The sequence below is a fragment of the Pandoraea pulmonicola genome (assembly GCF_000815105.2).
Classification (GTDB): Bacteria; Pseudomonadota; Gammaproteobacteria; order Burkholderiales; family Burkholderiaceae; genus Pandoraea; species Pandoraea pulmonicola.
Map to the genome: position 1 here is coordinate 855,942 of NZ_CP010310.2, position 12,846 is coordinate 868,787.

Genomic DNA, 12,846 nt, shown 5'->3' on the forward strand with positions numbered 1-12,846 from the left:
CATGCGCCGGTCGCCGGAAAACAAAACGTCACAAACGTGGTAAGTATTTGACAGATCAGGAGAAAGAGGGCGGCTAGCATCGCAGGCTTATACAACGACAGGTGTAGTGATGCTTCCTCGTGTTTCCCCGAAATCCCGTCACGCAGTGCTCATGATTCATGGGCTCGGGGGCACGCGTCATGATTTTGGCGCGCTCGATCGCAAATTCGAACAGATCGGCTGTGACGTGCATTTGCCGCTGCTGCCGGGGCACGGCTCCACGCCCGACGCGTTGTGCCATGTCACGTTGACCGACTACCTGCGCGCGCTGCGCCGCACGTATCGCGAACTCGCCACGCGTTACGAGCGCGTGGACATCGCGGGGATTTCGATGGGCGCGTTGCTCGCGCTGGTGCTTTGCGCCAGCGCGAGCGGCATGAAAGGGCGGCTGATCCTGCTGTCGCCGCCGGTGTTTCTCGACGGGTGGGCCGGACATTTCCTGCGTCCGCTGCGATTCCTGTTCTACCGTCTGCCGGGGCTGCGTCGCCTGATCCGCGTGCCGGAAGGTGAACCGTTCGGCATCAAGAACGAGCGCATTCGCAGCCTGATTCGCCGCCATCTGCAAAAGGGCAGCAGCATTCACTATCCCTACGTACCGCTCGCCGCGGTGGAGCAGGTCGATCGCATGCGTGCGCTGGCCAAGCGTGCGCTCGGTCGCATCCGGTGCGATACGCTTGTCGTCCATTCGGAGCAGGACGAAGTGACGAGCATGCGCTCGGCCGAATTCGTCTGCGAGCATCTCGGCAGCCGCTCCGTCACGCTGGTACGGCTGACGGACAGCTACCACATGATCACGCTGGACAACGAGCGCGACATCGTCGCGCAACGCACGTTGGCGTTCGTGCAGCAGGCCTGAGGATTGTCGTGCAATCCTGCTGCGGACTGCAAACCGGCGGTGCCGCCAGCGTTCATCGTCGACGTTGTGCAATCTCCAGCCGCAACGGCTGAGCCGGTCTGAGGGTGACGTTCAGCCGCGGCTGAGGCGGTTGCGCGCCGGCAGGCACCGACAGCTCGAATCGCTGCAGGATCATGGCGGCAATCAATAGCGCTTTCGTGAGTGCGAGATGCTGGCCGAGACAGACACGCGGACCGGCGCCGAACGGCATGTGCGCCCCGCGCGGGATCTGTGCAGCGCCGGCCGCGAAGCGCTCCGGACGGAACTCGCCGGGGGCTTCGAACCAGCGTGCATCGTGCTGCATCAGTTGCACCGGCAGCATGAAGAGCGTGCGCGCCGGGAATGTCCAGTCACCCAGCGTCACCGGTGCGATGGCCCGCCGGCTGATGAGCGTCGGCGCCGTGGGGTACAACCGCAGCGTCTCGTCCAGCGTCTGCGCCAGATACGGCAGCGATTGACGGGATGCCGAAATGGGCAGACCGCCGCTCAGCACGCGTGTGACTTCTTCGCGTGCGGCAGCCTGCATCGTCGGATTCGATGCCATGCACCAGGCCCACCAGGTCAGCGTGGCAGCTGTGGTCTCGTGACCGGCAAGGAACGTCGTCATGCATTCGTCACGGGCCGCTTCGAGCGGCCACGCCTGTGCGTTCCCGCGATGCAGGCGTAGCAGGCGCGTCAGCAGATCGTCCGGCCAGGCATCGTCGGGCGTCGCCAGGCGCATCTGAACGTGCCTGTCCACCAGCCCCTTCAGTATGCGCAGGGCGCGGCGCTTTTTCCTCTTCCAGGGCGCCCAGTCGGGCCAACTGACCGGCCAGTAGAATTCCGCGTTTGCGGCTTCGCTGGCGATGCGCATCGCGTCTTCGGCTACGCGTATGTCGTCGTCGGTTTCCTCGGAGAAGACCTGTCGAATGATGACATCCATCGTGAGCGATGTGAGCGCTCGCTCGATGGGCCACCGGGCGTCATGCTCCGGCCACGCGGCGAGCGCCTGCGCCGTGGCGCCGACGATGTTGGGCGCGAACGCCTGCACGGCTTTCGGAAGGAAGTCCGGCTGCAGGGCCTGACGCTTCTGGTGCCACGCGCCTCCTTCCGCGATCAGCACGCTGTGGCCATGGAGCTGGGACATCACACGGACGCCTCGTTCCCAGCGAATCAGCGCGTTGTGATGCGTAATCAGCAATTCCCGAACCAGGCTGGGATCGGTGACGACGACCGTGTGCTCGGGCCAGATCCGAAGGTGGACGACGTCGCCATATTCGCGCTGCCAGGCCGCGAGCGCGCCCAGCAAGTCGTCCGACATCAGGCGCAGCAGGCGCCAACCAGTGAGACCGGCGGGCGGGCCGGGTGGCCAGGTTCCGGGCAATTTGGGCGGTGCGGGCAGTTGGGGCGATGGCGGCGATTCGTGCGATTTGTGCGCGAAATCGGCGGCCTGTTCCTGTGGTTCGCCGTCGTGGAACGGGCAGGTGCTCGCAGCGGCCGAAGCCGATGACGGCGCAACGGGAGGCGGGGATGGGTGCGTTTTCATGAACGACATTCCATCGCGTCACGAGACGCGCGTCTTGAACGGAACCGACATGGACAAGCCAGTCGGCCGCTCCCTATACTGCGACGTCATGACCTCCTGCCCGACATCGTCTTCGATGGATTTCACGCCTTGTCCGGACCGGTTTGCCCGCGCACCGAGAGTGCCGGAACACGGTCCGCTGCTGTCGACGCATCTCCATCCGCCAAGCGCGGCATTGCATGGGGCATTGGCCGCCGTAGTCACTCGCGACACCCGCAGCGCCGGGCTGAGCGACACGCAGCGACTCTCGCACTTTCCCGCGTCGCCGCTGGTGTGCCTGACGATCTATCAAGGCTTCGATGTCGGGCTCGTGCGGACATCGGACGGCGTCTCGCGCTGGTCGGCCTTCGGCACACGTGCAACGCTTTCGGGCAGCCAATCGTTGCCCACGACGAGTTGGGCGCCGCGAGACGGCCGGGGCGTGCTGATCTGCTTGCCCGTGAGTGTCGTGAAGCCCCTGTTGGGTGTGGATCCGCTCGCGCTGCAGGATCGTTTCGTCTGCGCTTATGACGCGATGGGCGACGACTGGCGACCGTTCCTCGACGCGCTCGTCGCGGCGCAGGACGACACCACATCGCTCGCCGTACTGGACACTTTCCTGGGCCCTCGCTGGACGAGCGTCCGGCCCGAGCGCACGCCACTGGGCGCGCTGCGCCTTGCCGGACAACGTTGGGTCGAGGGGCTTGCGTTTCAGGCGCTGGAGTGGCGCCGGACGCACAGCCCGCGGCAGGTCGAGCGACGCATCAAGGCGCACACTGGCCGCTCGTTGCGCGAATGGCAGGCGCTCGTGAAAACGGAAAGCGCGTTCTTCAGCGCACGCGACAGTTTCGAGTCGGGGCAACCGTTCGACTGGGCGGCGCTGGCGCATGACGAGGGTTTCGCCGATCAAGCGCACATGAGCCGCATGTCCAAACGCGTTACCGGCTTTTCCCCTGGTGAATTTGCCAGACGCTACCTCGAGGACGAATCGTTTTGGCTATACCGCCTGTGGGTGTAGCCGACGCTCTCATGCCCCGATTGCGCCTAAGCGCCGGCTCAGCGCGGCGAGCAGTGCATTGCCCGCCAGGGCGAAGAGCATCAGGAAGAGGGCAACGGCCATGATCGTGTCGATGTTGCCCAGGTTCATCGCATTGGCGAGCTGATGGCCGAGCCCCTTCTGCGAGGCGAACATCTCGCCGATCAATACGCCGAGCAACGTCAGCGAGAAACCCAGCCGCACGCCGGAGAACACTTCGGGCAGCACCGCCGGCAACACGATGCGCAGTGCGATCTGGCGCTGCGACAGATGCATCGCGTGCGCGGCGCGGAAGTAGACGGGCTTGATCTGCCGGATGCCGTTCATCGTGAAGATCAGGATCGGAATCAATCCGTGCATTACCCCGAAGGCCACTTTCGCGGCCAATCCCAGACCGAAGATCAGCAACACCAGCGGGTAGAGGGTGACCTTCGGCAGTGAATACAGATTGACGAGAATCGGCTCGGCCACGTTGGCCGCGAGCCGATTCGCGCCGAGTACCAGCCCGAGCGCAATGCCGCCCGCGATGGCGATCACCAGCGAGAAGACGAGCGCCTTGCCGGTCTGCGCGGCGTCGCTCCAGAACGATGCCGTGCCCATCATCCCCCAAAGGCCCTGCACGGTCGCGGCGGGGGAACCGAGGGCGGCACCGTTGAGCCAGTGCGCCGTTTGCCACAGGCCGACCAGTACCAGTACCACGGCAAGCGTGCCAAGCGGGTTGGGCTTCCTGACATCCATATGACGAGCCCGTTCAGCGACGACTGCGCGCCTGGAAGCGCGCGTCGATATGGTTGAGCACACCGTTGACCACGGTCACGGTGACGAGCACGGTGAGCATCAGCGCGTACATGTCGGCGTTCTCGAAGTTGTTGTAGGCGTAGCTGATCGCGTAGCCTATGCCCGAGCCCGACAGGATGAATTCCGAGGCGATGACGCCGATGAACGCGTGCGATACCGCGAGCCGTACACCGCTGAAAAGATGCGGCAAGGCCGCCGGCAGTTTGACGTGCCATACCGACTGCCAGCGGGTGAGTCGCATGACGCGGGCCGTCTTCGAATACGAGCGGGGGATGCGATCGAGTCCCGTCATCGTCGCCGTCATCATCGACACGATGGCGAGCAGCGTGGCAATGGCGATGATCGGCAGCGGACCCACGCCGAACAGCACGATGAAGACGGGATAGAACGCGAACGTCGGCACCGCGTAGTAACTCGCGATCAGCGGTTCCAGCGCACGGCGCACGCCAGGCAACGCATGAATGGCGAGGCCGGCGGCAAAGCCGGACACCACCGCGCAGATCGATGCGACGGCAATGCAGGCAAAGCTCGTGGCGATGTCGTGCGTGAAGCGTCCCTCGCGCAGGAGGTCGGCCGCATGCAGGGCCATCGCGCTCGGGGCGATCATTACCGAGGCCGGGATCGTGCCGGTGCGGCACAGCCACTCGACCAGCAGTACGAGCGCTGCGACAACGGCCGTGCGAATGAGGCGTTCGAGGCGAATCATGGCAATGGCTTCAGCGGCTCAGTGGCGTCGAAAACCCGGTGGTGGAGTGTCGTCTCCGGCACTGGCCCCTTCGCCGCCGTGCATCGCCTTGAGCGATTCGGCGCGCAGCGTGTCCCACAGGCGCGCGGTGATTTCGCCAAATCGCGGTGCGGCCACGATGCGGCTGTCGCGGTTGCGCTCCCAGCCCGTTTCGATGACGTCGATGAAGCGGCCCGGCCGCGACGACATGACGCCCACGCGATCCGACAGGACGGCCGCTTCGTCGAGCGCGTGGGTGATCAGCAGCACCGTCGCGGACGTCTCCCGCCACAGGCGCAGCAGTTCGTCGCCCATGAGCATGCGCGTTTGCTGGTCGAGCGCGCCGAAGGGCTCGTCGAGCAGAATCAGACGAGGCGCGATGACCAGCGTGCGCGCAATGCACATGCGCTGGCGCATGCCGCCCGAGAGCTGCGCCGGACGCGCATTGGCGAAGTCGCGCAGTCCCATGAAGCCGAGCGCGTAGCCGACGCGGCGGTCGATCTCGGCGCTGTCGACGCCCGCCATGCGAAGGCCGAAGCCGATGTTCTCGCGCACGGTGAGCCAGGGGAACGAGGCATCTTCCTGGAACACGACGCCGACGCCGTCGGGCACGCCCGTGACCGGTCGCCCTTCGAACTGGATGAGGCCGTCGCTCGGCACGGCAAGCCCCGCGATCAGTTCGAGCAACGTCGATTTGCCGCACCCTGACGGGCCGACCACCGAGAAGAACTCACCCTTGCGCAACGTCAGATCGACCGGCCCGAGCGCCTGCATGAGCGTCTTTCGCGACGTCTTCGGGTCCGGCGTCCTGAAGTTCTTCGTGACACCCGTGAGCACGACGTGCGGTGCGTGACTGGCCTGCGGTGCCCTGCCGTCGTCGACAAGATGCAATTGCGCGCCGTGAAATTGCGACGTCATCTCTGGCCTTTCGCCCGGAGGTCGGTCGGCAGGAAGCGCGAATCGATCAGCTTCGCCCAGTCCACGTCCTCCTTGACTTCGCCGATGAGCTTGAGCCCGCTGGCAACGCGATCGAGCTCGGCGCGATCGAACTGACCCTGACTCCACATGTGCGAACGCACCATGTTGTCGACGGCTTCCTTCGCGACCTCCGGCGGGAGCTTGAATTGCGCGGCGAGCAGCTTCGCGGCGCCGGCCGGATCGGCATACGTGGCGTCGACGCCGGCGCGGCGGCCGGCAATGATGGCACGCAGCGTGTCGGGGTGCGACTGCGCGAACGCGCGCGTGGTGATGCCGACCGAGGTGGTCATCGGCTTGAGCACGTCGCCTGCGCGATAGAGCGTGCGGTACTGCGACTTGCGCACGATCGAGAGCGGTTCGATGGCGACCGCACCGACGACCGCCCCCTGTTCGAGCATCGTCATGCCGCTGACGTAGCCGCCCGAGGCGAGGCGCGTGATCTTGGAGGCGTCGATGCCTTGTTCGCGCAGCACCATCAGGAAGAGCATTTCCGACACGCTCTTGGGAGCGGTGATGGCGACCTTCTTGCCGACGAGATCGGCCAGCGTATGCACGGGGCTGTCCGGCAGGGTGACCATCGACGCCTCGGCGACGCTGCGCGTGCCGACGTTCACGATGACGATGTCCAGCCCTTGCCGGGCGGCGGCCAGCGCGGCCGAGACGGCAACTTCCCCGTACGGCGTCTTGCTGGCGAGGATGTTGCGTACCGTGGTGCCGCCACCGCCCGAGCTGAGGATGCCCGTGATGTCGACGCCCGCCTTCTTGAACAGACCGCGCTCCATGGCCACGGCGTAGGGCAGGCCGTACAGGCTGCTGCCCCACTGGGTGACGGAAATCTCTTCCGCATGGGCCACGCGCGAGGCCGGCAGGACAAGGGCGCCGGCCAGTGCGAACAGGCACAGCAAGGCAAGGCGGGCCGGGCGGGCAAGAGGGAACAGCCGTTTCATCAGGAACTCCGGATCAGGCCAATGGGCGCATTACTGTGCGCCAGGAAAAAAATCGAAGACGAGCACACCGTTGGGCGCGAGCATCGGGCCGATCGCTGCCTTGAAGGCGTGGTGGACCGGGTCGAAACAGGTCGCGTCGCGCACGATCGGCTCGCCGGTGTAGTAGTTGCGATCGCCCTCGGAGTCGAATGTCACGACGAACGCATGTTCGAATCCGTACGCGTTGCCTTCGCCACTTTCCTGCCGGCCGTACTCGATGCTGCGGATGTAGGGACGTCCATCGCGTCGGCAATCATCCTTCAAACGGAGAAAGCGCTCAATCATTTGATCGCGTTTTTCGGTGGGGACGCCGTCGGCGAAGCGCAGCAACACGATGTGCCGGATCGGCGCCGATCCGTATTCTCTCGCGGTAAACGCCCGGTCGCCCATATGGGCGCAGCGCCGCGCGAGGCGCTCCGCGACCGTTGGTTCCGCTGAATCGGCAGGCTCCGCCGCGTGGGCGGCATCGGCGAGGGGTGTGGTATTCATCGCTGAACTCCATTCAGTGCAGTGCTCAAACGGGCCGACGGTGTGGGGGCCAAATGGCTTGCGTCGGCGCGAAACGAAGTGTCACGGGAGCTGGCGATGCTTCGCCGGGAAGGCGTCGCCATCGCGTTGGAGGCTCACATAATGAAGCATTTTGGATTTTCCCGTCTGTCCGGGCAGACGGGGCGCTGCGGTGGGCGGTCGGGAAGTGCCTCGTGCGATAAGGAACGGGGCGCGTTCGTTGCCTCATCGGCAGTGCATTACTTACGTGCGGACGCTTCCCCCAGTCGGTGCTCCGCCCCCGATACGAAAAGACGCACGTGATCGTCAAAGGCCCGATCCGGGTCTTGCGCGTCGACGGCTGTCCAGCCGGCGCTGAGCAAGGGGTAAGCCTTGGCGTCGATGTCCTCGCCGCGTGTGGCATTCGCGGGGCCGGCGGCGCACGCCTGCTCTTCCAGCACCCAGCCCACGACGAAACGACTCACCGCGATCATCAGGCCGATCGCCTGCGCCGGCGTGAAGCCCGCGTCGCACAGCATGCGCGTCTTCGCTTCGATGTCGCCGAGCTGGGCCGGTCGAGGGCGCGTGCCCGCATGCAACCGAGCGCCGTCGCGATATGCCAGCAGCGCGCGACGAAAGCTGTGCGCGTTCTCCACGAACCAATCCTGCCAACGCTCGCCCGGTTGCGGCGGCGTCTGCGCGTGCCGCTCCAGCATGATGGCTTCGGCCATCGCTTCGAGAAGCTCCGCCTTGTTCTTGAAGTGCCAGTACAGCGTGGGCGATTGCACGCCCAGACGCTCGGCCAGTCGACGCGTGCTCAGGGCGTCGATGCCGGCTTCGTTGAGGAGCTCGAGCGCCGCTTGCATGACGACGTCGCGACTCAGTCTCGGTGGAGTAACGTCTTTCAAGGCTTTATCACTGATAGGGATTGTGGAATAATACACGTCCCTATCGGTGATAGGGATTCAAACTCCACCTGCAATACTGAATTATCGAATGACCGAATGAGAAAACCCTTATACGTCCTGCTGGCCATCCTGCTGATCGACGCGGCCGGCATCGGTCTGATCATGCCCATTCTGCCGAGTCTACTGAAGGCGCTCAACGGCGGCGGCGCGGCCAACAGCTTTCACTATGGTGCGCTGGTGGCCGTGTATGCGCTGATGCAGTTTCTCTGCGCGCCGGTGCTGGGCGCGCTGAGCGACCGCTTCGGACGACGCCTGGTGTTGCTGATCTCGCTTGCCGGCGCCGCGGGCGACTACCTGATGCTGGCTTTTGCGCCGGATCTCGGCTGGCTTTACGTGGGGCGGGTGCTCGCCGGCGTCACGGGCGCCAACATGGCGGTGGCTTCGGCCTATCTGACCGACATTACGCCCGATGGCGAACGGGCTGCACGTTTCGGTCAGATGGGCGCCGCGATCGGCATCGGCTTCATTGCCGGTCCCGTGATCGGGGGCGTTCTTGGTGACGTGTGGCTCCGGGCGCCATTTCTGCTGGCGGCGGCGCTCAACGGCCTGAACCTGCTCATGGCGGGGCTCGTGCTGCCGGAGTCGCGCAAGCCGGTCGCCGAGCATTCCGCCAAGGTCAATCTCAATGCCTTCTCGGCGCTGCACAAGCTTCGGGGCAACGCGGCGGTGCTGCCGCTTGCCGGGATATTCGGCGTGGTTGCGCTGGTGTCCCAATGGCCGATGACGCTGTGGATCCTCTACGGACAGGATCGCTTCGGCTGGAGCAACTGGGTGGCGGGGCTGTCGCTGGCGAGCTACGGCGTGTGCCATTCGCTGGCACAGGCGCTCATCATCGGCCCGCTGGTCTCGCGCATGGGCGAGGCTCGTGCGCTGATGCTCGCCGTGATTTGCGATGCGCTCGGACTGGTGCTGCTCTCGATGGCCACCGTGGGTTGGGCGCCGTTTGCTTTGTTGCCCTTGTTTGCGCTCGGCGGCATCGCAATGCCGGCCCTTCAGGCGATGCTAACACGTCAAGTCGACGAGGCGCGTCAGGGCGAGCTGCAGGGCACGCTGGCCAGTATGACGAGCCTCATCGGCGTGGCGGGACCGTTGATCGTCACGGGCGTGTATGCCGTCAGTCGTGGCATTCACCCCGGGTTCGTCTGGGCGGTCGGCGCGGTGGCGTACCTGCTGGTGCCGCCGCTGCTGCTCGGGTATCGGAAGGCCAGCGATGGCGTGGCGCGCGGCGATGCAGCGGCGACGGGTAGCGACGCATAGCGATGCAAAACACCGCCACGGCGCCGCGCGGATGTGCCACGCATCGCTGCGGTATCGTGCGACGCGTGCCGACTCAGGGCGTTAGCGCGTCCACCGTCAAGTCGTAGGTGACCCAGGCGGTTTCTTGCGCGATGCCATCGTAGAGGCGTCGTGCCGTCGCGTTGTCGTTTGCCGTCACCCAGCGAACGAAGGGCCAGCCCCGGCTTCTGGCGATCGTCGTCACGGCCGCGATCAGCGCGCGTCCGGTGCCGGTGCCGCGTTGGCTGGGTGGCACGTAGAGGTCGTCGAGAAAGCCGGAATCCCTGCCGATGAGTGTTTCGGGCACCGGTCGGAAATGAGCAAGGCCGACCAGCTCGCCGTTTTCCGACTCCGCCACGAGTCCCTCCACCGGGTGTTCCGGATCCATCAGCCATGACCATGTGCGTTGCACGATCGTGTCGTCGACGACAACACGATAGAAGTCGGCGTACTGCCGGTACAGCGGTTCCCAGGCGTGCCGGTCTTGCGGTCGGACATGCCGGATCGTGATGTGATTTGCGTCGCGGTTCAACGCGTCGTGGTTCATGCAGCTTCCTTGATCAGATAACGAATCGGGTAACGTTCGTGACGTTGATGGGCGGAATCACCACGGCACTGGGTGCGGCGCCGGCCCATCGTGCGAGGGGAAATGGGGGAGCACTTCCTCGGCAAGCTCCTGGATGATGTCCGCCGCGGGACGCTCCGAAAACTGGATACCCAGCGCCGCGTGGTTGACGCCCGCCGCCCGCCACTCCTCGAGCAGCGACATCAGCCCCTTGCGTCCGGTGCGCAACACGAATCCGCCGCGCATCGGCGTGCGAGGATGATCGGGATCGTCCACGAGGTCAAGCCATTCGTTGGTCATGTGTGGACGGAAGCCGCCATCCGGCAACCGGGTTCGCCATGCACGGATTTTCTCTGCGAGATGTTGCACGCCGGTGGCGTCTGCCCGGCCGGGGTAACTGAGCCAGCCGTCGCCATGTTCGGCGATCCAGTCGAGCGATTGGCCGGAAGCGCTGGTCACGATCAGGGGAACCGACTGTGCGATCGGCTTCGGTAGGAGATGCGCGCCATCGATGCTGCCCAGCGGCGAAGCTACCGAAAGCGGGCCGGGACGCATGAGTTGGCGGAAGTACGTCACGGCATGCGCGAAGCGCTCGGCGCGCTCGCCGTGCTCGAGCCCATAGGCGGGGAACTCGACTGGTCGGTCGCCCGAGGCGATGCCAAGCACGAGGCGTCCGCCGGACAACTGGTCAATCGTCGCGGCGGCCTTTGCCAGATCGATAGGATGCCGTAGCGTAACGATCGCGCTGCCCGTCGCCAGCGCCACCCGAGAAGTCCGTGCGGCGAGGAAGGCGAGATAAGTAAAGGGACCGAACACTTGGCCCGCGTCGCCGAACGATGGATCGAACAGTGGGATATCGCGGACCCACACGGCCGCAAAGCCGCGCCGGTCGATCTCCGTCACCAGATCGCTTTGTCCCGCGAGCACGCGCATGTCGCCCTGATAGAAACGCAGCGGCAGGAAGATGCCCAGGGTGAGCTTGTCCGGCGCGAACATCCGGCGATAGCCGGGGTGGTTATAGAACGCTGCGTAAGGGGCTCCCTTCAGAGGCGGCGGATCTTTGGGGCGGGAATCGAACATCAATACACTCCGGTAGTCATTTTTCTTCACCTGGAAAGATGAAGAGCAGCTAAATTTAATGCGTTGCCGATGTGTCGATTCTCCTATTCAATCAGCCATAATCGAAGCGATTTGATCTTCCGAGTAAATTTAGAAAAGCTAAATCATGAATCGCGTATTTCCGTTGTTGGCTTTGCGGGCATTCGTCGAGGTCGGTCGCTACGGCAGCATCAAGCACGCTGCCGAGGCGATGGGCGTGACGTCGGGCGCCGTCAGTCAGCAGATCCGCCTCTTGGAGGCGCGTGTCGGGGCTCCGCTATTCACGCGCACTCAGCGCAGGATGGCGCTCACCGCGGCGGGCGCTCGCGTGTATCCGACGTTGCTGGTGGCGTTCGATCAGATCGAGCACGCGTTGCGGACGCTGGAGGATTCGTCGACCCGCAAATCGGTCATCCTCAGTACGGTTCCCTCGTTCGCGGCATCCTGGCTGGTGCCGCGTCTGGGGCGATTCACGAGTCGACACCCCGACATCGAGGTGCGTGTCGAGGCGTCGTCCAGATTGGTGGATTTGCAGCGCGACCGCGTTGATATTGCGATTCGCCACGGCTTGGGACGGTACCCGGGGCTGTTGACCGAACGCCTGATTGCGCCGGTGCTGCTGCCCGTCGGGAGCCCGGCGTTGCTGGCGTCGGGCAAGCCGATTCGAAAGCCGTCCGATTGCCTGTCCTATCCGCTGTTGCAGGACGCGGATCGTGCCGACTGGAAGTTGTGGCTCGTCGCGCACGGCGTGGCGAACGATCCGCGCGCCGAACGCGGCACCGCATTCGAGGACGACTATCTGCTCATTCGCGCAGTGGAGGCAGGGCAGGGCCTGGGGCTTGTGCCGCAGGAATACGCTCAGTCGGAAATTGCGGCCGGCCGTCTCGCCTTGGCCCTGAACAAGTCATGGCCGGCACGCTTTGCGTATTACCTCGTCATGCTCCCGGATACCGGCAAGCGTCCGGAGGTGGCGGCGTTTGTCGAGTGGATTACGGCGGAGGCGTTGCTGCCGGTGGGTTCCTCTGACTTGATGTGAACGCTGCGCCGCCACTACCCATCGTGAGGGGCGCTCGTTGGCGGGCTGGGCGAGGGCTAACCGCGGCGCGGCGCTTCCATGGGGGGCGTGCCGTCATGAAAGAGCGTTTTCAACTGTGAGCGCAACTCCTGGGAATCGGCGTGTTTGTGAACGCTGATCGCATGCTGCACGGCAGCTTCCAGTAGCTCGCTTTCGGAATCTGCGCATAGCGCGACGGAGCAGTTCATCTCGCTCGGGAATTCCCGGCAGTCGATGTATTTGCGAACCATGATGTTCTCCTCGCGAGAAAAGAACAGGCGTGAATGGATAACCGCGTGGAGGCCACGCGGGCGGGTGAGCATATTGCGCCTCCTTCTCGCGGATGAAGTCGTTCAGAAAGTATAGGTCGCGGGGGGGCCATTGATTCCTGTTCGTCGCGA

General features: G+C 64.8%; 14 protein-coding genes. 4 read left to right on the forward strand and 10 right to left on the reverse strand.

Annotation, left to right across the window (positions count from 1 at the left end):
• Nucleotides 1-151: 151 nt before the first annotated feature.
• Nucleotides 152-895 (forward strand): alpha/beta hydrolase, encoded by a 744-nt coding sequence (locus RO07_RS03795; RefSeq protein ID WP_039408160.1) that lies wholly within the window; start codon nucleotides 152-154, stop codon nucleotides 893-895.
• A 52-nt stretch (nucleotides 896-947) separates the two neighbouring features.
• Here RO07_RS03795 and RO07_RS03800 read toward each other — a convergent pair whose 3' ends face one another.
• Nucleotides 948-2,234 carry a cytochrome P450 gene (locus RO07_RS03800; protein ID WP_039414223.1) on the reverse strand — a complete coding sequence of 429 codons (1,287 nt, stop codon included), beginning with the start codon at nucleotides 2,232-2,234 and terminating at the stop codon, nucleotides 948-950.
• Nucleotides 2,235-2,574: 340 nt separating this feature from the next.
• Here RO07_RS03800 and RO07_RS03805 point away from each other — a divergent pair, with 340 nt between their 5' ends.
• Nucleotides 2,575-3,495, forward strand: coding sequence for a helix-turn-helix domain-containing protein (locus RO07_RS03805; protein WP_237171370.1), 921 nt, complete (start codon nucleotides 2,575-2,577; stop codon nucleotides 3,493-3,495).
• Between the two features lie 9 nt (nucleotides 3,496-3,504).
• Here the strand turns inward: RO07_RS03805 and RO07_RS03810 are convergent, their stop codons facing one another.
• The 6 genes from RO07_RS03810 to tetR form a co-directional block, all read right to left on the reverse strand.
• Nucleotides 3,505-4,251 (reverse strand): ABC transporter permease, encoded by a 747-nt coding sequence (locus tag RO07_RS03810; protein ID WP_039408162.1) that lies wholly within the window; start codon nucleotides 4,249-4,251, stop codon nucleotides 3,505-3,507.
• A gap of 13 nt (nucleotides 4,252-4,264) precedes the next feature.
• Complete coding sequence (locus RO07_RS03815; protein WP_039408164.1) at nucleotides 4,265-5,017, reverse strand: ABC transporter permease; 753 nt, start codon at nucleotides 5,015-5,017, stop codon at nucleotides 4,265-4,267.
• An 18-nt stretch (nucleotides 5,018-5,035) separates the two neighbouring features.
• Nucleotides 5,036-5,953: an ABC transporter ATP-binding protein gene (locus tag RO07_RS03820; protein ID WP_084072427.1), complete on the reverse strand. Its 918-nt coding sequence runs from the start codon at nucleotides 5,951-5,953 to the stop codon at nucleotides 5,036-5,038.
• Nucleotides 5,950-6,960, reverse strand: coding sequence for an ABC transporter substrate-binding protein (locus tag RO07_RS03825; protein ID WP_039408165.1), 1,011 nt, complete (start codon nucleotides 6,958-6,960; stop codon nucleotides 5,950-5,952). Before RO07_RS03825 ends, RO07_RS03820 begins: the two co-directional genes overlap by 4 nt.
• Nucleotides 6,961-6,990: 30 nt before the next feature.
• Nucleotides 6,991-7,488, reverse strand: coding sequence for a Dabb family protein (locus tag RO07_RS03830; RefSeq protein ID WP_218026547.1), 498 nt, complete (start codon nucleotides 7,486-7,488; stop codon nucleotides 6,991-6,993).
• A 257-nt stretch (nucleotides 7,489-7,745) separates the two neighbouring features.
• Nucleotides 7,746-8,393 (reverse strand): tetracycline resistance transcriptional repressor TetR, encoded by a 648-nt coding sequence (gene tetR, locus RO07_RS03835; RefSeq protein WP_039408166.1) that lies wholly within the window; start codon nucleotides 8,391-8,393, stop codon nucleotides 7,746-7,748.
• Between the two features lie 96 nt (nucleotides 8,394-8,489).
• Between tetR and tet the strand changes: the two genes are divergently transcribed.
• Nucleotides 8,490-9,710, forward strand: a complete 1,221-nt coding sequence (tet, locus tag RO07_RS03840) for a Tet(A)/Tet(B)/Tet(C) family tetracycline efflux MFS transporter (protein WP_039408169.1) — start codon at nucleotides 8,490-8,492, stop codon at nucleotides 9,708-9,710.
• 73 nt (nucleotides 9,711-9,783) lie between these two features.
• Here the strand turns inward: tet and RO07_RS03845 are convergent, their stop codons facing one another.
• The gene (locus RO07_RS03845; protein ID WP_039408171.1) at nucleotides 9,784-10,275 is read right to left on the reverse strand and encodes a GNAT family N-acetyltransferase; all 492 of its coding nucleotides are present in this window, start codon (nucleotides 10,273-10,275) and stop codon (nucleotides 9,784-9,786) included.
• Nucleotides 10,276-10,332: 57 nt separating this feature from the next.
• The gene (locus RO07_RS03850) at nucleotides 10,333-11,289 is read right to left on the reverse strand and encodes an LLM class oxidoreductase (protein WP_039408172.1); all 957 of its coding nucleotides are present in this window, start codon (nucleotides 11,287-11,289) and stop codon (nucleotides 10,333-10,335) included.
• 229 nt (nucleotides 11,290-11,518) lie between these two features.
• Between RO07_RS03850 and RO07_RS03855 the strand changes: the two genes are divergently transcribed.
• A complete protein-coding gene (locus tag RO07_RS03855; protein WP_039408174.1) occupies nucleotides 11,519-12,427 on the forward strand; it encodes a LysR substrate-binding domain-containing protein in 909 nt (302 codons plus the stop codon).
• Between the two features lie 56 nt (nucleotides 12,428-12,483).
• Here the strand turns inward: RO07_RS03855 and RO07_RS03860 are convergent, their stop codons facing one another.
• Entirely contained in the window at nucleotides 12,484-12,696 is a 213-nt protein-coding gene (locus tag RO07_RS03860) for a DUF1059 domain-containing protein (RefSeq protein ID WP_039414233.1), read from the reverse strand.
• Nucleotides 12,697-12,846: the final 150 nt, after the last annotated feature.

What these genes read in the sequence shown, in the direction of transcription:
- RO07_RS03795 (WP_039408160.1), top strand. Translation starts at nt 152, where the DNA reads ATGATTCATGGGCTCGGGGGCACGCGTCATGATTTTGGCGCGCTCGAT.
- RO07_RS03800 (WP_039414223.1), bottom strand. Translation starts at nt 2,234, where the DNA reads ATGTCGGACGACTTGCTGGGCGCGCTCGCGGCCTGGCAGCGCGAATAT.
- RO07_RS03805 (WP_237171370.1), top strand. Translation starts at nt 2,575, where the DNA reads ATGGATTTCACGCCTTGTCCGGACCGGTTTGCCCGCGCACCGAGAGTG.
- RO07_RS03810 (WP_039408162.1), bottom strand. Translation starts at nt 4,251, where the DNA reads ATGGATGTCAGGAAGCCCAACCCGCTTGGCACGCTTGCCGTGGTACTG.
- RO07_RS03815 (WP_039408164.1), bottom strand. Translation starts at nt 5,017, where the DNA reads ATGATTCGCCTCGAACGCCTCATTCGCACGGCCGTTGTCGCAGCGCTC.
- RO07_RS03820 (WP_084072427.1), bottom strand. Translation starts at nt 5,953, where the DNA reads ATGACGTCGCAATTTCACGGCGCGCAATTGCATCTTGTCGACGACGGC.
- RO07_RS03825 (WP_039408165.1), bottom strand. Translation starts at nt 6,960, where the DNA reads ATGAAACGGCTGTTCCCTCTTGCCCGCCCGGCCCGCCTTGCCTTGCTG.
- RO07_RS03830 (WP_218026547.1), bottom strand. Translation starts at nt 7,488, where the DNA reads ATGAATACCACACCCCTCGCCGATGCCGCCCACGCGGCGGAGCCTGCC.
- tet (WP_039408169.1), top strand. Translation starts at nt 8,490, where the DNA reads ATGAGAAAACCCTTATACGTCCTGCTGGCCATCCTGCTGATCGACGCG.
- RO07_RS03845 (WP_039408171.1), bottom strand. Translation starts at nt 10,275, where the DNA reads ATGAACCACGACGCGTTGAACCGCGACGCAAATCACATCACGATCCGG.
- RO07_RS03850 (WP_039408172.1), bottom strand. Translation starts at nt 11,289, where the DNA reads ATGTTCGCGCCGGACAAGCTCACCCTGGGCATCTTCCTGCCGCTGCGT.
- RO07_RS03855 (WP_039408174.1), top strand. Translation starts at nt 11,519, where the DNA reads ATGAATCGCGTATTTCCGTTGTTGGCTTTGCGGGCATTCGTCGAGGTC.
- RO07_RS03860 (WP_039414233.1), bottom strand. Translation starts at nt 12,696, where the DNA reads ATGGTTCGCAAATACATCGACTGCCGGGAATTCCCGAGCGAGATGAAC.